This window comes from Aeromonas sp. 602396, assembly GCF_049173735.1.
Classification (GTDB): Bacteria; Pseudomonadota; Gammaproteobacteria; order Enterobacterales; family Aeromonadaceae; genus Aeromonas; species Aeromonas veronii_A.
Window position 1 is genome coordinate 486,097 of record NZ_JAAKSD010000001.1, and the last position, 18,770, is coordinate 504,866.

The 18,770-nt window shown below is 59.6% G+C and carries 16 protein-coding genes; 11 read left to right on the plus strand and 5 right to left on the minus strand.

Going from position 1 to position 18,770, the window contains the following annotated elements:
* Positions 1-68 precede the first annotated feature (68 nt).
* The 3 genes from G5229_RS02175 to G5229_RS02185 all read left to right on the plus strand — a co-directional run bounded on the left by G5229_RS02175 (position 69) and on the right by G5229_RS02185 (position 3,438).
* Positions 69-638 carry a UPF0149 family protein gene (locus tag G5229_RS02175; RefSeq protein ID WP_005333908.1) on the plus strand — a complete coding sequence of 190 codons (570 nt, stop codon included), beginning with the start codon at positions 69-71 and terminating at the stop codon, positions 636-638.
* Between the two features lie 185 nt (positions 639-823).
* A complete protein-coding gene (gene ubiH, locus G5229_RS02180; protein ID WP_421208269.1) occupies positions 824-2,047 on the plus strand; it encodes a 2-octaprenyl-6-methoxyphenyl hydroxylase in 1,224 nt (407 codons plus the stop codon).
* A gap of 122 nt (positions 2,048-2,169) precedes the next feature.
* Positions 2,170-3,438, plus strand: coding sequence for an FAD-dependent 2-octaprenylphenol hydroxylase (locus tag G5229_RS02185; protein WP_421208514.1), 1,269 nt, complete (start codon positions 2,170-2,172; stop codon positions 3,436-3,438).
* Positions 3,439-3,650: 212 nt separating this feature from the next.
* On the opposite strand, the gene G5229_RS02190 is transcribed toward G5229_RS02185, so the two are convergent.
* Positions 3,651-3,878, minus strand: coding sequence for a hypothetical protein (locus G5229_RS02190; protein ID WP_058058493.1), 228 nt, complete (start codon positions 3,876-3,878; stop codon positions 3,651-3,653).
* Here G5229_RS02190 and gcvT point away from each other — a divergent pair.
* The 3 genes from gcvT to gcvP all read left to right on the plus strand — a co-directional run bounded on the left by gcvT (position 3,855) and on the right by gcvP (position 8,601).
* A complete protein-coding gene (gene gcvT / locus G5229_RS02195; protein WP_421208271.1) occupies positions 3,855-4,952 on the plus strand; it encodes a glycine cleavage system aminomethyltransferase GcvT in 1,098 nt (365 codons plus the stop codon). The two genes, G5229_RS02190 and gcvT, sit on opposite strands and share 24 nt — an antisense overlap.
* Before the next feature lie 83 nt (positions 4,953-5,035).
* A complete protein-coding gene (gcvH, locus tag G5229_RS02200; RefSeq protein ID WP_005333898.1) occupies positions 5,036-5,425 on the plus strand; it encodes a glycine cleavage system protein GcvH in 390 nt (129 codons plus the stop codon).
* Positions 5,426-5,724: 299 nt separating this feature from the next.
* Positions 5,725-8,601, plus strand: coding sequence for an aminomethyl-transferring glycine dehydrogenase (gene gcvP, locus G5229_RS02205; RefSeq protein ID WP_421208273.1), 2,877 nt, complete (start codon positions 5,725-5,727; stop codon positions 8,599-8,601).
* 91 nt (positions 8,602-8,692) lie between these two features.
* On the opposite strand, the gene G5229_RS02210 is transcribed toward gcvP, so the two are convergent.
* Positions 8,693-10,246 carry a methyl-accepting chemotaxis protein gene (locus G5229_RS02210; protein WP_421204715.1) on the minus strand — a complete coding sequence of 518 codons (1,554 nt, stop codon included), beginning with the start codon at positions 10,244-10,246 and terminating at the stop codon, positions 8,693-8,695.
* Positions 10,247-10,450: 204 nt separating this feature from the next.
* On the opposite strand from G5229_RS02210, the gene G5229_RS02215 reads away from it, so the two are divergent.
* Together G5229_RS02215 and G5229_RS02220 are read left to right on the plus strand one after the other, a co-directional pair.
* The gene (locus tag G5229_RS02215; RefSeq protein ID WP_216953957.1) at positions 10,451-10,693 is read left to right on the plus strand and encodes an HAD family hydrolase; all 243 of its coding nucleotides are present in this window, start codon (positions 10,451-10,453) and stop codon (positions 10,691-10,693) included.
* A 291-nt stretch (positions 10,694-10,984) separates the two neighbouring features.
* Positions 10,985-11,149 carry a hypothetical protein gene (locus tag G5229_RS02220; protein ID WP_421208275.1) on the plus strand — a complete coding sequence of 55 codons (165 nt, stop codon included), beginning with the start codon at positions 10,985-10,987 and terminating at the stop codon, positions 11,147-11,149.
* Positions 11,150-11,275: 126 nt separating this feature from the next.
* On the opposite strand, the gene G5229_RS02225 is transcribed toward G5229_RS02220, so the two are convergent.
* Complete coding sequence (locus G5229_RS02225; RefSeq protein WP_421208277.1) at positions 11,276-12,346, minus strand: permease; 1,071 nt, start codon at positions 12,344-12,346, stop codon at positions 11,276-11,278.
* Positions 12,347-12,452: 106 nt separating this feature from the next.
* Here G5229_RS02225 and G5229_RS02230 point away from each other — a divergent pair, with 106 nt between their 5' ends.
* Positions 12,453-12,779 (plus strand): ArsR/SmtB family transcription factor, encoded by a 327-nt coding sequence (locus tag G5229_RS02230; RefSeq protein WP_421208279.1) that lies wholly within the window; start codon positions 12,453-12,455, stop codon positions 12,777-12,779.
* 87 nt (positions 12,780-12,866) lie between these two features.
* On the opposite strand, the gene G5229_RS02235 is transcribed toward G5229_RS02230, so the two are convergent.
* Positions 12,867-14,249 (minus strand): amino acid permease, encoded by a 1,383-nt coding sequence (locus G5229_RS02235; RefSeq protein WP_005352966.1) that lies wholly within the window; start codon positions 14,247-14,249, stop codon positions 12,867-12,869.
* A 398-nt stretch (positions 14,250-14,647) separates the two neighbouring features.
* Between G5229_RS02235 and G5229_RS02240 the strand changes: the two genes are divergently transcribed.
* Positions 14,648-14,944 (plus strand): hypothetical protein, encoded by a 297-nt coding sequence (locus G5229_RS02240; RefSeq protein WP_421208281.1) that lies wholly within the window; start codon positions 14,648-14,650, stop codon positions 14,942-14,944.
* A 238-nt stretch (positions 14,945-15,182) separates the two neighbouring features.
* Here G5229_RS02240 and ppsR read toward each other — a convergent pair whose 3' ends face one another.
* On the minus strand, positions 15,183-15,995 hold the full coding sequence (gene ppsR / locus G5229_RS02245) for a posphoenolpyruvate synthetase regulatory kinase/phosphorylase PpsR (protein WP_005344832.1): 813 nt from the start codon (positions 15,993-15,995) through the stop codon (positions 15,183-15,185).
* A gap of 347 nt (positions 15,996-16,342) precedes the next feature.
* Here ppsR and ppsA point away from each other — a divergent pair, with 347 nt between their 5' ends.
* On the plus strand, positions 16,343-18,715 hold the full coding sequence (gene ppsA / locus G5229_RS02250; protein ID WP_421208283.1) for a phosphoenolpyruvate synthase: 2,373 nt from the start codon (positions 16,343-16,345) through the stop codon (positions 18,713-18,715).
* Positions 18,716-18,770 lie beyond the last annotated feature (55 nt).

Consider the following 18,770-nt stretch of genomic DNA (forward strand, 5'->3'; position numbering starts at 1 on the left):
AAGAGGGAGAATGCTAGGATCCTGACCATTAATTCTGCAAATTTGACTGAACTTTGAGCGGATCCTCGATGAGCAAAACGAACCCCCTTAAATATGCGGCAGTGGCCGACATCATGGAACAGCATGAGCTGATGGCCAGCGCAGTAGAAGCCCATGGTGTGATCTGCGGTCTGGTGTGTGGCGGCGTAGCACTGGACGACAAGAGTTGGCTGCCCCATTTCAACGATCTGGTGAACGACGGTTTCGGCCTGCCGGCCCCGGTGCGCCAGGTGATGACCGATCTTTATCACAATGTGGTCGAGAGCTTGATGGCCCAGAAGGGCGTCGAGCTGCTGCTGCCAAGTGATGATGCTCCCCTCGACGAGCGCATCGATTCGCTGGTGGACTGGTCACAGGCGTTTCTGGCCGGTTTCGGCGTGGTGCAGCAGGAGTTGTCGCGCGCGTCGGAAGAGTTGCAGGAGATGATCCAGGATATCGCCAGCATCACTCAGGTCTCCGCCGAGTTCGATCAGGAAGATGACGAGAACGAAGCCTCCTTCCTGGTGCTCTACGAACACGTCAAACTGGGGGTTATGATGGCCTTCGAAGAGTTTGGTAAGCGCCCCGATACCCCGAGCGCGCCGCCGACCCTTCATTGAGGTGCTGAGGTGCGGGTCAACGCGACCCTTACTGAATCTGCAAGAGCGCCTGATGGCGCTCTTTTTTATTCCCTTGTGGTGGCTAACCCTGTGAGGCGCAACCGGTTTTTTGCCGGTGACCTCGCATTCGGCCAGCAGCTTTGTGATAGCATGAGGCCACCTTTTTCACTTCTTCCTCTCTGCTTATGTCTCAATCTGATGTGCGACAGGTCGATGTCACCCTGGTCGGCGGTGGAATGAGCGGTGCCGTGCTGGCCCTCTCGCTGGCGGCCCTGCTCCGATCCGATGGCTCCCCCCTCGAGATCCTGCTGCTGGAGGCAAGCGTCCCCGAACAGCACACCCATTCAGGGTTCGACGCCCGCGCCATTGCGCTCTCGGCCGGTACCTGTGATGCGCTGTTGCGACGCGGACTCTGGCCGCTGTTTGCCCCCCATTGCGCTCCCATTACCCAGATTCATGTCTCGGATCGGGGCCACTTCGGCCAGGCTCGCCTGTCGGCCGCTGAATACGGTCTGCCCGCGCTGGGCCAGGTGATCGAGCTTGCAGCTGCCGGTCATGAGCTGCAACGGGCGATGGCGGCCTCTCCCAATATCCGGGTCTGTTGTCCGGCACGGGTGAGCGAGATTGTGCCCGATGAGGAGAAGGTGACCCTCACCCTTGAGGACGGTGAACAGATTGAGACCCGCCTGCTGGTGGCGGCAGACGGCGGCAACTCCTTTGTGCGTCAGCACTTCAAGTTGCCGGTGACCCGCCACGACTTTGAGCAGCACGCCATCATCGCCACGGTCAAAACGGCGCAAGACCCTGAGGGACGCGCCTTCGAGCGTTTTACCGAAGGGGGGCCGCTGGCCCTGTTGCCGATGCAGGATGGGCTCTCCTCGCTGGTATGGAGCGTCGGGCAGCATGAGGTGGATGAGCTGATGGCCCTCGATGAGGTGGCGTTTCTTGCTCGTCTGCAGCAGGCCTTTGGCTGGCGGCTCGGTCGCTTCGAGCGATGCGGCGTGCGTAATGTCTATCCGCTCATTTTGACCGCCTGCGACTACCCGCTGGCCCAGCGCACCGTGCTGGTCGGTAATGCCGCCCACGCCCTGCACCCGATTGCCGGGCAGGGCTTCAACCTCGGGATGCGGGATCTGGACCTGCTTACCGGCGCCGTAGCCAAGGCGTTGGCAGAGGGGGAGGATATCGGCAGCTTCAAGGTACTGAGTGGCTACTGGCAGCAGCGTCAGCGCGATCAGGAGCAGACCGTCTGGCTCACCTCTTCGCTGGCCCAGCTCTTCTCCAATGGTCACGATCCGCTGGTGGCAGGGCGCAATCTGGCGCTCACCCTGATGGGGCGATTCCCGTGCCTCAAGGCGCCGCTTGCCTCGCGCACCCTGGGCTTTGTCGCTGATGTGTGCGGCAACTAGCCAGCACTTGTTGAGTGGAACCTGTTGACCGCCATTCGTTGATCAAAACCTATTGAATAAAGAGGTGATGCCTGCGGGCGTCCCCTCGCTGGCCAGCCGGTCAGCCCTGAAAGGATGAGATGATGCAGATGAAAAATGTGGATGTGGTGATTGTCGGTGGCGGCATGGTGGGGCTGGGGCTCGCTGCGGCCTTGAAACATAGCGCCCTCAAGGTGCTGGTGGTGGAGGGACAACTGCCCGACCCGCAGCTGGGGGAGGTGGCCGATAACCGGGTCAGCGCCCTGAGTCTGGCCAGCCAGCAGATCCTGCGCCATGTCGGCGCCTGGGACGGCATTGAAGCGCGCCGCCTGCAGGCCTACGACAAGATGGCGGTGTGGGAGCAGGACAGTTTTGGCCATATCGACTTCGATGCCGCCAGCCTGCGTCAGGCCAACCTCGGCCACATCGTCGAGAATCGGGTGATCCAGCTGGCGCTGCTTGAGGCGATTGAAGGTGCCAGCAATATCCAGCTGCTGACCCCCGCCAGAGCCAAGAGCTTGCAGAGCGGCCCGGCGGGCGCCCTGCTGCTCCTTGAAGATGGTCAGGCCATCTCGGCCAAACTGGTGGTAGCCGCCGATGGCGCCCACTCCTGGGTGCGCCGTCAGGCCGATATCCCGCTCACCAGCTGGGATTATGGCCACCACGCCCTGGTGGCGACGGTGCGCTGCGCCGAGCCCCACGAGGCGGTGGCACGCCAGATCTTCACCCCGGATGGCCCGCTCGCCTTTTTGCCGCTGTGGCAAGAGAACCTCTGCTCCATCGTCTGGTCGCTGCCTGCGGCCCGTGCCGAGGCGCTCTGTGCCTGCGATGACGAGCAGTTCAATCGTCAGCTTACTGCCGCCTTCGACGCTCGGCTCGGTCTGTGCAAGGTGGAGGGGCCGCGCAGCGCGATTCCGCTTACCGCCCGCTATGCTCGCGACTTTGCCCGCGAGCGGCTGGTGCTGGTGGGAGATGCCGCCCATACCATCCATCCGCTGGCGGGGCAGGGGGTCAACCTTGGCCTGCTGGATGCTGCCGCGCTGGCGGAGCTGATCTTGCAAAATCATGCCGCGGGTGAGGATATCGGCCTGCTCGCTAACCTGCGCAGCTACGAGCGCTGGCGCAAGAGCGAAGCGGCTCGCATGCTCGCTGCGATGGAGGGGCTCAAGCGGCTGTTCAGCGGGGCTAACCCGCTCAAGAAGCTGGTGCGGGGCGTGGGATTGCGGGCAGCCAATCTGCTGACGCCCTTCAAGGAGGGGGTGATCCGCGCCGCCATGGGGCTGGAGGGCGAGTTGCCCGCATTGGCCCGTCCTGACTGGGTCGTTGCGGCGACCAAAGGCAGTGCCATGCAGGCCAAGGGTGAAAAAAACTAATATTACTCGCCGTTTTTGACAACAAAAGTAATCCGACAAGGCTGATGACCCGTTTTGGGTGTCAGCCTTTAATTTTGCTCTGGAGCGAAACGTTTTTCTGCAAATTGTGACGAAACGGTAAAAATCAAAATTTAATCTCGCCTGAGTCGGCTTATGGCTGTTTTTATCACTGCATTTATCTTAGTGTCTGGAGTCAGTTTTACGGGAGGGGATTAGTTTTTTTTGAGCGGCACGCTCGCCTGCTTGTCATATAATCCGCTCCGTTCAAGGAATCCCTCTTGCCTGGCAAGGGCAGGAGCGAGCACACACTTTTGGATCCGGTCGCTTTTTGCTGTACGTAGTGCAGTTAGAGCGGTGGCGCGGGTCGCAAGGGTGGTCGCCAAAGCGAAAAGGCTTTTTGCTAAGGAAAGAATGCGATGATCCAGACTACTGTACTGCATCCCAAACACCTGGAAGCCGGCGCCAAGATGGTGGACTTCCACGGTTGGGAAATGCCCATCAACTACGGCTCCCAGCTGGAAGAGCACCACGCGGTGCGCAGCGATGCCGGTATGTTCGATGTCTCCCACATGACCATCGTCGATTTGACCGGCGAACGGGTCAAAGCCTTTCTGCAACACCTGCTGGCCAACGATGTGGCCAAACTCACTGCCACCGGCAAGGCCCTCTACAGCGGCATGCTCAATCCGGAAGGCGGGGTTATCGATGACCTCATCACCTATTATCTTGGCGATACGTTTTACCGGCTGGTGGTCAACTCCGCTACCCGCGAGAAGGATCTGGCCTGGATCCGCCATCACGCCATCGATTTCGATATCACAGTCACCGAGCGTCCCGAGCTTGCGATGATTGCGGTGCAGGGCCCCAACGCCAAGGTCAAGGCTGCTGCTGTGCTGAGCGCCGCTCAGCGTACCGCCGTGGTGGGGATGAAACCCTTCTTCGGCGTGCAGGCTGGCGATCTCTTTATCGCCACCACCGGTTACACCGGCGAAGATGGTTATGAAATCGTGGTGCCGCAAGAGAAAGCCTGCGAGCTGTGGCAAGCGCTGCTGGATAACGGCGTCGCCCCGTGCGGCCTCGGTGCCCGCGATACCCTGCGCCTCGAAGCGGGGATGAACCTCTATGGTCAGGATATGGACGAGTCAGTCTCTCCGCTGGCCGCCAACATGGCCTGGACCATCGCCTGGGAGCCGAGCGATCGCAACTTTATCGGCCGCGACGTGCTGGAAGCACAGAAAGCGGCGGGCAATCAGCCCAAGCTGGTGGGGCTGGTGATGGAAGAGAAAGGGGTGCTGCGTGCCGGTATGCCCGTTACCTTCACCGCGGCAAACGGTGAGAAGCGGGAAGGTGTGATCACCTCCGGCTCTTTCTCCCCCACCCTGGGCTACAGTATTGCCCTGGCGCGGGTGCCCCGTGATATCGGTGAGCTGGCCGAGGTGGAGATCCGCAAGAAGCTGGTCACCGTGAAGGTCACCAAGCCCGCTTTCGTCCGTAACGGCCAGAAGCTGGTTTAATACCGTCTTGGGGGAGGGCAGTGCCTCCCCATCCCTTTTCATATTCGTTTTTAAACGCGACTCAAAGATCAAAGGAAGCACAAATGAGCCATATCCCGAGCGAACTGAAATATGCCACTTCCCACGAGTGGATCCGTGTTGAAGCCAACGGCGAGGCCGTGGTCGGTATCACCGAGCACGCCCAGGAGCTGCTGGGTGACATGGTGTTTGTCGAGCTGCCGGAAGTGGGCAAGCAGGTCAGTGCCGGTGACGACTGCGCCGTGGCCGAGTCGGTCAAGGCGGCCTCCGACATCTACAGCCCGGTGAGCGGCGAGATCATTGCCGTCAACGAAGAGCTGGAAGGGAGCCCCGAGCTGGTCAACTCCGACCCCTACAGCGCTGGCTGGCTGTTCCGCATCAAGCTCGATGACGAGAGCGAGCTAGCCAACCTGCTGGATGCCGAAGGCTACCAGAACGTGGTGGACGAAGAGTAATGCCCCCGGGCCCTGCCAACACAGCAGGGCCCCTTTGTATGACCGCCAGCCGGGCAAGCACCGGCCGGTGGAAGGGTGAAGTCGTCCGCGCCTGCCGTTTACCAGCCTAGGTGCCTAGGGGGCAAACGGGCCGGTTCGCAACAAGGCGATCCCCTCTTGATGCTGCCGCAGCATCCGGTGCCGCACCCTGTCTGCGGGACCCTGAACATGAGTGGAGTCGGTATCTGCCGACGATCAGGAACATCAGGTCTTGGTTATCAGGATGTCATGCCAGGACTTATTTATCAGGAAATAGGGAAATGACCCAGTCACTGTTTGAACTCGAGCAAAAAACCGATTTTGTCCGCCGCCATATTGGCCCGGGCGAGGAAGAGCTGCGCCAGCTGCTGGCGACCGTCGGGGCCGAAAGCCTGGACGATTTGATTGAACAGACCGTGCCCGCCGCCATTCGCCTGCCGGGCCCGCTGGGGATCGGTGCCGGCATGACCGAAGTGGAAGCGCTGGCCAAGCTCAGGGGCTATGCCGCTCAGAACAAGATTGCCAAGAGCTACATCGGCATGGGTTATCACGATACCCATGTGCCCCACGTCATTTTGCGCAATGTACTGGAAAATCCGGGTTGGTATACCGCCTACACCCCCTACCAGCCCGAGCTGGCACAGGGCCGTCTCGAAGCCCTGCTCAACTTCCAGCAGCTGACGCTGGATCTGACCGGCATGGATCTGGCAAGCGCCTCCCTGCTGGATGAAGCGACCGCCGCCGCCGAGGCGATGGCGCTGGCCAAGCGGATGGCCAAGTCCAAATCCAACCTCTTCTTCGTGGCCGACGACGTTCACCCGCAGGTGATCGACGTGGTCAAGGAGCGCGCGGTTCACTTCGGTTTCGGCGTGGCGGTCGGCGCCGCAAGCGATGCGGTGAGCGAAGAGGTGTTCGGTGCCCTGTTCCAGTACCCCACCACCACAGGTGAGGTGAAAGATCTGCGCGCCCTGATTGCCGCCGTACAGGCCCAGAAAGGGCTGGCCTGCGTCAGCGCCGATCTGCTCTCTCTGCTGCTGCTCAAATCCCCGGGCGAGCTGGGGGCCGATGTGGTGTTGGGCTCTGCCCAGCGTTTTGGCGTGCCCATGGGCTACGGTGGCCCCCACGCCGCCTTCTTCGCTACCCGCGATGCCTACAAGCGATCCATGCCGGGCCGCATCATCGGTGTCTCCAAGGATGCTCGTGGCAAGGCCGCGCTGCGTATGGCGATGCAGACCCGCGAGCAGCACATCCGCCGCGAGAAGGCCAACTCCAACATCTGTACCGCTCAGGTGCTGCTGGCCAACATGGCGAGCTTCTACGCCGTCTATCACGGCCCGGTGGGGCTGAAAACCATCGCCTCCCGCGTGCACCGTCTCACTACCATTCTGGCGCTTGGCCTCAAGGCCAAGGGGGTGGCCCTCAAGCATGCCAGCTGGTTCGATACCCTGACCGTGCAGACTACCGACAAGGCGGCGCTGATTGCCAAGGCCGAGGGGCTCGGCATCAACCTGCGCGCCGATCTGGATGGCTCGGTAGGGGTGTCCCTCTCTGAAACCACCACTCGCGGCGATGTGGCCGAGTTGTTCGATCTCTTCCTTGGTCAAGGTCATGGGCTCGATATCGAGGCTCTCGACAAGGCGGCCCAGGCCCATCACGCTATCCCGCAGGATCTGCTGCGCACCGATGCCGTGCTGACCCACGAGGTGTTCAACAAGTACCACTCCGAAACCGAGATGCTGCGTTATATCCACCGTCTCGAAGCAAAAGATCTGGCGCTTAACTACGCCATGATTTCCCTGGGTTCTTGCACCATGAAGCTCAACGCCACCGCCGAGATGATCCCGGTGACCTGGCCCGAGTTCGGCAAGTTGCACCCGTTCGCCCCGCTGGCACAGGCCAAGGGCTACCAACTGCTGCTGGCCGACCTCGAAAACTGGCTGGTGAAGGTGACCGGTTACGATGCGGTCTGCATGCAGCCCAACTCAGGTGCTCAGGGCGAGTACGCTGGTCTCTTGGCCATCAAGAAATACCACGAATCCCGCGGCGAGGGGCATCGCGACATCTGCCTCATTCCGGCTTCTGCCCATGGAACCAACCCGGCCTCAGCCCAGATGGCGGGGCTCAAGGTGATCGTCACCGCCTGTGACAAGTCCGGCAACGTGGATCTCGACGATCTGCGCGCCAAGGCGGCCGAGGCGGGGGATCAACTCTCCTGTCTGATGGTGACTTACCCCTCCACCCACGGGGTGTATGAGGAGACCATCAAGGAGGTGTGCGACATCGTTCACCAGCACGGTGGTCAGGTCTATCTGGACGGCGCCAACATGAACGCGCAAGTCGGGTTGACTGCGCCGGGCTTTATCGGGGCGGATGTGTCGCACCTCAACCTGCACAAGACCTTCGCCATTCCTCACGGCGGTGGCGGCCCGGGCATGGGCCCCATCGGCGTGAAGAAACACCTGGCACCGTTCGTAGCCGGTCACGCCGTGGTCAAGACCGACAAGGAGAGCCGCAACAACGGCGCCGTGTCGGCGGCACCGTTTGGCTCGGCCAGCATCCTGCCCATCAGCTGGATGTATATCGCCATGCTGGGCGACGAGGGGCTGAAGAGATCCACCCAGGTGGCCATCCTCAACGCCAACTACCTGGCCAAGAAGCTGGGTGAATCCTTCCCCGTGCTCTACTCCGGGCGCAACGGTCGGGTGGCCCACGAGTGCATCCTGGATATCCGCCCGCTCAAAGAAGCTTCCGGCATCAGCGAGATGGACGTGGCCAAGCGGCTGATGGACTACGGCTTCCACGCGCCGACCATGAGCTTCCCGGTAGCGGGTACCCTGATGGTCGAGCCGACCGAATCGGAATCCAAGCGCGAGCTGGACCGCTTCGTGGAGGCGATGACCGCCATCCGTGCCGAGATCGCCAAGGTGCAGGACGGCCACTGGAGCCTCACCGACAACCCGCTGGTCCATGCGCCGCACACCCAGGACGACGTGATGGATGCAGAGTGGTCCCGTGGCTACAGCCGCGCCGAGGCGGTCTTCCCGTCCGACGCCGTGCGCGCCAGCAAGCTGTGGCCCTCTGTGAACCGCATCGACGATGTCTACGGGGATCGCAACCTGTTCTGCTCCTGTATCCCGACTGAGGATTACGCCAAGTAAGTGGCGTCCAGGAGCAACAGTTAAGCCGTATAAACAACAGGGCCACCCAGACGGGTGGCCCTTCGTTTACATGGACTTTATCTGCATGCTGCTATCCGAATGTCCGGCTTAGGTCCTTGAGCTGGCTCGCTTTGCTCTGCAAGTTGGCACTGGTTTTACTGACCTGATCGATTTTGAGGCTGTTATCGTGAGAAAGTGAGGATATCTGATTGATATTACGACAGATCTCCTCGATCACCGCTTGCTGCTGGGTCGCTGCAGCGGAAACTTGATTGGAAAAATCAGAGACCTTGTCTATTTCGATCACGACCTGATTCAGGTTGCCGGTGCTTGCCCGAGTGGTTGCGAGGCAATCATTGGTTCTGGTCACATTGAGATGCATCATCTCTTTCCATCCCCCGAGGGTTTGCTGGATATGACCAATGCTGCTCTGGATCTGCTCTGTTGCTCTATGGGTTCTGGTCGACAGGCTGCGTACCTCGTCAGCCACCACTGCAAAGCCGCGTCCCTGATCGCCCGCCCGCGCTGCTTCAATGGAGGCATTGAGTGCCAGCAGGTTGGTTTGATCCGCAATCCCGCGAATTTCACTCATGATGCTGCCGATCCGTTCGGACTCGCTTGCCAGCTCGACGGCTGACTGGAAGGCCTGCTCTGCCTGGGTAGCCAGTGCCGACATCTCTTCTCCCGCATCGGAAAGCTGATTGCTGGTGGTGATGCAATGGTTGCGCGCCTCTTCGATCTGCTGGTTGCTGTCCTGAATATTGCGGCTGATCTCTTCGGCAGCTGATGCCATCTGGGTAACTGCGGTGGCGACTTGCTGAATTTGCATATCCTGTGAGGAGATATCCCTGCTGGCCAGTGCGGCCGAACCACTCAAATTGTTGGCCATGGCATTGAGCGAGAGTGTGGTGTCATCGACTCTTCCCAGCACGGTACGGATTCTGGCTTGCCAGAGCTTGATATGGAAATCGGCAATGCTGTGGGGGGCATCCCCCGAGAAGATCAGGCGGCTGATGCTGTCGTAGTCCTGCTCAAGCTGTTGCAAGAATCGCGGTGTGAGGAAGAGCGCATTACGGTTGAACCAGAGGGTGGCCAATAGGGGAATGATGATCCAGAGCGCCTGCAGTGGTGTGAGCAGCCAGAGCGCGCTGATCACGCTGAGCAGCAGCAGGGGTATGGTCATGATGGCCGGAGTGAGCAGGCGCTGCCCCATGTGAATGGCGGAGCCGGTTTCGCGTGCCTTAAGGGTTTTGTACATCTTGTTGGCACGCGCTTTGTGCTCTGCGGAGGGTCGGCAACGAACGGATTGGTAACCCACCATCTTGCCATCTTCATAGATCGGGGTGACATAAGCATCAACCCAGTAATAGCTACCATCCTTGCAGCGGTTTTTGACTATGCCCCGCCACGGCTTGCCCGCTTTTAGATGGGCCCAGAGATCGGCGAATGCCGCCTTGGGCATGTCTGGGTGGCGTACCAGGTTGTGATGTTGTCCCAGCATCTCTTCCAGGCGATAGCCTGCCACCTGACAAAACGCCGGATTGGCGTAGGTGATGTCCCCTTTGAGATCGGTGGTCGATACCAACTGGACGTTGTCGGTAAATTCAACTTCGGTATCTGTAGTGTGAGGTGTGTTGGTTACCATGATCAGGCTCCGGTTTTACCATAACGGAATGCATCGTCTGAGTATGGCAGAGGCTGCTCATTTTATTGTGTTGTTGCTCATTAACTGTTCTGCGCCTAGCAGGGGCATCTACACATCTTCCATCGCAACGGTTTGGCGGGGGACGCAAGCCAAGTAACATCGCATGACTTATAGCCACGCAGCGATACAGGTAAGGCAATTAAGTTGGGGGCGATTTTATGGAATTATGACGGCACCCTGGTCAATTCGGTGCCGCAGAATATCGATATCGCCAAGCAGATCCTGGCTGAGGTCGCCCCCCATCTGACCGGCGATCAGTTACCTCGTTATCTGCGCAGCGAAGCGGAGTATCACCATGCCAATCACGCCGCCAAGAACTGGCAGGATCTCTATAGGGATTACTACGGTTTGTCGCGGGACGAGATGGTGCAGGCTGGCAGTCTGTGAGCCAAACATCAGGAGAGACAGGGACTTAGGTGCATTTTTTAGGAGCTGGAGGTGGTGATTGACCATTTCTCTGCCATTTCCCATGGCATTTGTTCGAAAAACGCCTAAAAACCCTTCTCCGGGTGCTTGAACTGCATGGTGTGAACAGCCAGTTCAAGGCCGTGGCTGGCTACGATGACGTGCCCGCACAGTAGCAAAAAACACCCTTTCGGCGGCCTCAAATGTCTGGAGTCTATCTTCGGCCCAGCCAGGTGTCCGTCGCTCATCTATATCGGTGATCATGAAGCGGATGTGCAGTTTGCTCGTCATTTGCAAGGGGCGCTTGGCGAGCAGAGCCGTGTGATCTCGGTGGCTGTCGCCTATAGCCGCGCGACCCCGGAGAGCTGGGAACACCAACCCGACCATATCGCCCGTGACGTCGAGGATCTGCTCCCCATCGTCGGGCAATATCTGTAACGCCGGTTGCAGATTGCCGTACGGAATAGACAAACGCCGATCAGTTGATCGGCGTTTTGTCTATGGGAAGCCTGATGGTTTCACACTCAGCTGGCTTAACACCCTGTCTGTTTAATGATGGGCGACTTAAAACAGCAGTTGCGTCAGGTAGCCCATCAGGATCGCCATGCCGAGGATCACGGTAAGGAAGGCCGCAATCATCGGGGTTTTGAACATCGATTTGAGCAGGATCACCTCGGTCAGGCTGGCACCGGCACTGCCGATGATCAGCGCCATGACGGCGCCCATTCCCATCCCTTTGCCCAGCAGTACCGACGCCAGCGGGATCACGGCCTCGGCACGGATGTAGAGCGGGATCCCGACGATGGCGCTGAAGGGGATGGCCAGCGGGTTGTCGGCGCCAGCATGGGCGGCGATCCACTCGGCCGGAATAAAACCGTAAATAAACGAGCCGATGAGCACCCCCAGCAGCAGGAAGGGCAATACCGCTTTGAACTGCTGCCAGGCATCAATGCGAGCTTTGACCCAGGCGGTGGGGAGCTGTGGCGCACGAGTCAGGGTTGCCGTGCCATCGCCGCAGCAGGAGAGGGTGGCCTGTTCTGCCATCTCTGGTTGCGGTGCCGGGCAGCACGCTGCCCCGTTGAGGGGTTTGATTGCACGAATGGCGCTGCGTTGGTTGTCACTGCAATGTGCTTGAGTGGTGGCGCGGGTCGCCGGGCCACAGCCGCTACCGCAAGAGGGGGTGGCCTCTTTGGGGTCGATGACATGGCGCTCGAACCCGAGCCTGTCGAGCAGCATGCTCGCCATGACGGAGACGCTGGCAGCGATCACGGCGTAGAGCAGGGTCACTTTCCAGCCAAAGGTGGCCCACATCAAGCCGACGATGATGGGGTTCAGCAGTGGCGAGATAAACAGGAAGGTGAGGGTGGGGCCAAAGCCAGCCTTGGCCGAGAGCAGCCCTCTCAGCATGGGGATGGTGGAGCAGCTGCAAAAGGGGGTGACGGCGCCGAGCAGGGCAGAGAGCAGATAGCCCTTGCCGTGGCGGGCCCCCAGCATCCGCTGGATCTTCTCGTCGGGGATCTTCTGGCGGATCAGGCTGACCCCGGCGCTAATGACCAGAAACAGCACCGACAGCTCGACAGCCAGAAACAGGAACATCTGGGCTGCATCGGTCAGCATGGTTAACCACTCATTCATTGTCGTATCCTCACCTGGTTTCTATATTTCCAAAATAATCGAAATGAATGGCCGGTCAAGATATTTCTGGTATTATCGAAATATCAAATTCGTGGAGGGCGCAGAGATGCAACTGGAAGAGGTCGCCAAGGCATTGAAAGAGCTGGGTCATCCGACCCGGCTGTTTATCTTCAAGCATCTGGTCAAGGCGGGAGAGCTGGGGCTGCCGGTGGGTGAGCTGCAAAAGCAGCTGGCGATCCCCGCTTCCACCCTCAGCCACCATATCGCGGCGCTGGTCTCGGTGGGGCTGGTGAAGCAAAACCGGGAGAGTCGCACCCTGCTGTGCGTCTCTCAATACGCGGTGCTGGAGGAGATCATCGCCTTTTTCCGCGATGAGTGTTGCATCAACAGCCCGGAGCATCGGCAAGATCAAAGGCAAGAGCTGCCTTCCTGAGGGCTATGGTTGCTAGTAGTGCTGCGCGCAATAAAAAAACGCCGATCATGCGATCGGCGTTTTGCATTGTTTTCTCAGCTGCGGGTATTAACCCAGATTGGCTGCAACCTTGCTTTGAGCTTGTCCTTTGCGCTTGATGACAAAGCCAATGCCCAGTACCACCAGCCAAGCGGGGATAAGTTCGACCGAGATGCGGAAATCGGGGGTCATATACATGATCACCAGAATGCCAGCCATGAACGCGAGGCAGAGATAGTTGCCGAAGGGATACCAGAACGCCTTGAACTTGGGCTGGACGCCTTCTGCGACCTTGGCCTTGCGGAACTTGAGGTGCGCGAGGCTAATCATCGCCCAGTTGATCACCAGTGCGGAGACCACCAGCGCCATCAGCAGACCGAACGCCTTGCCCGGCATCAGGTAGTTGATCAGCACGCAGAGCAGGGTGGCGATGGCCGAGACCGAGAGGGCCACCAGCGGCACGCCGCTCTTGTTGGTCTTGAGCAGGGCTTTCGGGCCGTTGCCCTGTTTGGCCAGCCCGAACAGCATCCGGCTGTTGCAGTAGACGCAGCTGTTGTAGACCGACAGTGCCGCCGTCAGTACCACGATGTTGAGCACGGTGGCGACCAGATTGCTGTCCAGAGCGTGGAAAATCATTACGAACGGGCTACCGCCTTCCACCACTTTACCCCAGGGGTAGAGGGACATCAGGATAGCCAGAGCGCCGATGTAGAAGATGAGGATGCGGTAGATCACCTGATTGGTGGCCTTGGGAATGCTCTTCTCGGGGTTGTCCGCTTCGGCGGCGGTAATGCCGACCAGCTCCAGACCGCCAAAGGAGAACATGATCACCGCCATCGCCATCACCAGACCGCTGATGCCGTTGGGGAAGAAGCCGCCTTGGGCCCACAGGTTGGTGACGCTCGCCTCGGGGCCGCCGGCACCGGAGAGGAGCAGATAGCCGCCAAAGCCAATCATGCCGATGATCGCGACCACCTTGATGATGGCGAACCAGAACTCCATCTCGCCAAACGCTTTGACGTTGGAGAGGTTGATGGCGTTGATCAGCACGAAGAAGAAGGCTGCCGACATCCAGGTCGGGATCTCGGGCCACCAGTACTGGACATAGATTCCCACCGCGGTCAGCTCGGCCATGCTCACCAGCACGTAGAGCACCCAGTAGTTCCAGCCGGACGCAAAACCGGCAAACTCACCCCAGTATTTGTAGGCAAAGTGGCTGAAGGAGCCGGCTACCGGCTCTTCTACCACCATTTCGCCGAGCTGGCGCATGATCAGGAAGGCGATAAAGCCGCCGATGGCATACCCCAGCAGGACCGAAGGGCCTGCCATCTTGATGGTTTGGGCAATGCCCAGAAAGAGGCCGGTGCCGATGGCGCCGCCCAAAGCAATCAACTGAATGTGGCGGTTTTTAAGGCCGCGCTTCAGCTCCTCACCGTCTTGTTTCAAATCCATGGGTCTGTCCTTACGTCTCTGTTGTCTCTGGTCGGTGTTGGGCTCATCCTGAGCAGGCCGCAGTGCGTAGCCAAAACCTGACGAAAGCTGTACTTATTTCGTTACGCCATGCCATTTTCAATTTTTAGTGTTGGCTGGCAACCGAAGCAGAATAGTGATAATCCGCCATGAATGCACCTGTTTTCCATCTCTAATGGCCGTGTTTTGTACCAAATGCAGCTTTTTCATGATCTGAAGTGGCTTCTTGGTAGTTTTTGGTTGATGTTTGTTCAATCGAATTCTGTTTTGTTGACATTTTGTCTTGTTGGTGTGCTTTTGTGGTGCCAAGCCACAAGTAGATGCAAATGATGCCAAACAAGCGAGAGTGCAGGGAAGAATGCAAGGAAGAGTGCAGGGAGTTGGATCACAGGGAACGCGAAAGCGTGCTGCAACAAGGGGTTGCCCGGAGTGTGCTGGTGGCGCTCTGGTTAGGGATTGCCGCCGGTCCGCTGTTGTTGCTGGTGGCCGCCACCATGCTGCTGGGTTGGCTGTTACTCGGTGACCAGGAGTTGCTGCACTACTGGCAGTCGCTGTTGCTGGTGGGTGGGGTAACGGGGGCGCTCGTTGGCGGCTGGCTGGCGGAGCGGGTTCGCCTGCGCCACGGTTTGCTGGCTTTCTATGCCCGGTTGATGAACAACCCTGAGCTCAATCGTTAGTGAACGCTGGCTGTTTGCCGAGCGCAGCAGAACGGAATCGAATAGCGGCTAACTGGCAGCGGGTGACAAGGGCACAACGCCAAGGTCGACAAGAAGAGGGACAAGTATTTGTGGTGCTTATCCCTTTTTATCCACGCTTTTCACTGTCATCTATGTGAATTGCAGTTCGCCACAGCTGACTTTCGCCGCGACACTGTAATTTTTATCTTTTGTTGATGCCGATAGCTGTCAAGCTGGCTTAACAGAGCTGGCGGCGCAGACCGGTCGCCTCGAGGACCTTGGCGCTGATCTCCTCCACCGAGTGGGAGCTGGTATCGAGGAAGCGGATCGCCTCCTGGCGAAACAGTCGCTCCACGCAGGCCAGCTCCTGCTCGCACTGTTCGATGGAGGAGTAGCGGCTGTTGGCGCGGCGCTGGTTTCGGATCTCGTGCAGCCGCTGCGGCGCTATGGTGAGGCCAAACAGCTTGTGACGGTTGGCTTTGAGGGGGGCGGGCAGCTCCAGCATGCCCATGTCTTGCTCGATAAAGGGGTAGTTGGCGGCGCGAATGCCGAACTGCAGCGCCAGATAGAGGCTGGTGGGGGTCTTGCCGCAGCGGGAGACCCCGATCAGGATGATGTCCGCCTCATCGTACTCTTTGGTGGTGATGCCATCGTCGTTGGCCAGCGCAAAGTTGACCGCCTCGATGCGATCGTCATAGAGCTTGCGATTCTCCATGCCGTGGGTGCGGTGGAGGCGGGGCTCGGCTTTTACCCCCAGCTCCTGCTCCAGCGGGCTGACGAAGGTGTTGAGAAAGTCGTGGCCGCACGCTTCTGATTTCAGTACCTCTTCCCGTACCAGCGGGTCGACGATGGTGTGAAACAGAATGGGGCGTACCCCGGTCTGGCGAAACTGCTCGTCGATCCGCATCCGTACCTGACGGGCTTTCTCCAGTGTCTCCACAAAGGGGATAGTGATCTGCTCGAAGGCCAGCGGAAACTGGCTCAGTACCGCGTGACCGAACACTTCGGCGGTGATGGCGGTTCCGTCTGAAACATAAAATACGGTGTGCACGTAGGGCTCCTGTGATACCGCGGGTGGGGTCGCATGGGGTAAAGGGTGAGAAGTATCTCCCGAAACCATACCAGTTTTGTCAACCGGTCTGCTGTGCCCAAGTTGTGAAGTGGCTTGCAAACCTGAATCGTTATCTTTTTGTGTCGCCATTGTAGAATGTTCCGGTCATTCGACCATCCCCAACTCTTGCTCGGGGATTTTTTTGAAAACCAGTAGAAAACGTTTTCATGGTCGTTGGCAACAAAAGAAACAGACAATAACGCACCTGACTTACCCATAACCTCATCGATTAAATCGGGCGCACGAGGTGCTATGGCATCGGTGCCCACCAACCTGGAGACATCCAAGTGCAACAGTACGTGCTCTGGTACGAACAACTCGGAATGCAGGACGTAGAACGAGTTGGCGGCAAGAACGCATCCCTTGGCGAGATGATCAGCAACCTCTCTGGCGCCGGCGTATCCGTGCCGGGGGGCTTTGCTACCACCGCTTTTGCGTTTAACGAGTTTCTGGAGTCAAGCGGCCTCAACGGCAAGATCCACCATCTGCTCGACAATCTGGACGTGGACGATATCGCCGCCCTCAACCGGGCCGGTCAGCAGATCCGCGACTGGGTGATCGAAGCCCCGTTCCAGCCCGAGCTGGAGCAGGCGATCCGGATTGCCTATGAAAAGTTGAGTGCCGGTGTCGAGGCCTCGTTTGCTGTGCGCTCCTCCGCCACCGCCGAGGATATGCCGGACGCCTCCTTTGCCGGTCAGCAGGAGACCTTCCTCAACGTACGTGGCATCGATGCCGTCATGACGGCGGTCAAGCATGTGTTTGCTTCCCTGTTCAACGATCGCGCCATCTCCTATCGGGTGCATCAGGGCTATGACCACAAGGGCGTTGCCCTCTCGGCCGGGGTGCAGCGCATGGTGCGCTCGGATCTCGCCGCCTCCGGCGTCATGTTCACCCTGGATACCGAGTCCGGTTTCAACGACGTGGTCTTTATCACCGGCGCCCATGGTCTTGGCGAGATGGTGGTGCAGGGTGCGGTCAACCCCGACGAGTTCTACGTGCACAAGCCGACCCTCAAGGCAGGACGCCCGGCGGTGGTGCGCAAGACCCTCGGCTCCAAGCTTATCAAGATGACCTACTCGGACGATGTCGGTCACGGCCGCCAGGTGAAGATTGTCGATACCAATGAGGCCGAGCGCAGCCGCTTCTGCATCAGCGATGAGGAGGTGATGGCGCTGGCGAAACAGGCCCTCATCATCGAGCAGCACTATGGCCGCCCGATGGATATCGAGTGGGCCAAGGACGGGCAGGATGGCAAGCTCTACATCGTCCAGGCGCGCCCGGAAACCGTGCGCAGCCGTCAGGAGGCCAACACCCTCGAGCGTTTTGCTCTCAAGCAAGCGGGCAAGGTGTTGATCGAGGGGCGGGCCATCGGCCACAAGATTGGCGCGGGTCCGGCGCGGGTCATCTCCTCCATCAGCCAGATGGACGAAGTGCAGCCCGGCGATGTGCTGGTGACCGACATGACCGACCCGGACTGGGAGCCCATCATGAAGCGGGCCTCCGCCATCGTCACCAACCGGGGGGGGCGCACCTGTCACGCCGCCATTATCGCCCGCGAGCTGGGCATTCCGGCAGTGGTGGGCTGTGGCAACGCTACGGATCATATTCAGCCGGGCCAGCGGATCACCGTCTCCTGCGCGGAAGGGGATACCGGTTTTATCTATGACGGCGAGCTGGACTTCGACGTGGCGGTGACCGAGGTGGGCAATATGCCGCGCCTGCCCATCAAGATCATGATGAACGTCGGCAACCCGGACCGCGCTTTCGACTTTGCCCAGTTGCCCAACGCCGGGGTGGGGCTGGCACGCCTTGAATTCATCATCAACCGGATGATCGGCGTGCACCCCAAGGCCTTGCTGGAGTTTGACCAGCAAACCCCAGAGCTGCAGGCCACCATCGGCAAGATGATCGCCGGTTACGACAGCCCGCGGGAGTTCTATGTGGCCAAGCTGACCGAGGGGATCGCCACTCTGGGCGCTGCGTTCTGGCCGGAGCGGGTGATCGTGCGGATGTCAGACTTCAAGTCCAATGAGTACGCCAATCTGGTGGGCGGTCGTGGCTACGAGCCCCACGAGGAGAACCCGATGATCGGTTTTCGTGGCGCATCCCGCTACATCGCCGACAGCTTCCGCCCCTGTTTTGCCCTCGAGTGCGAGGCGATCAAGCGGGTGCGCGATGTGATGGGGTTGACCAACGTCGAGGTGATGATCCCCTTCGTGCGCACCGTGGGCGAGGCGGAGCAGGTGATCGACATCCTGGCCGAGAACGGTCTGCGCCGTGGCGAGCGGGGGCTCAAGGTGATCATGATGTGCGAGATCCCGAGCAATGCCCTGTTGGCAGACAAGTTCCTCGAGCACGTGGATGGCTTCTCCATCGGCTCCAATGACATGACCCAGCTCACCCTTGGGCTGGATCGGGATTCCGGGCTCATCGCCCACCTGTTCGACGAGCGCAACGAGGCGGTCAAGGCACTGCTGTCGATGGCGATTCAGGCCGCGCGCAAGGCGGGCAAGTACGTGGGGATCTGCGGTCAGGGCCCATCTGATCATCCGGACTTCGCCGCCTGGCTGGTGGAGCAGGGGATCGATTCGGTGTCGCTCAACCCTGATACCGTGGTCGATACCTGGCTCTATCTGGCGGAGCAGCATGGCGCCAAGTAAGTCACTATCGACATGAGTGATTAGAAAGGGGGGCCTAATGGCCCCCTTTTGATCG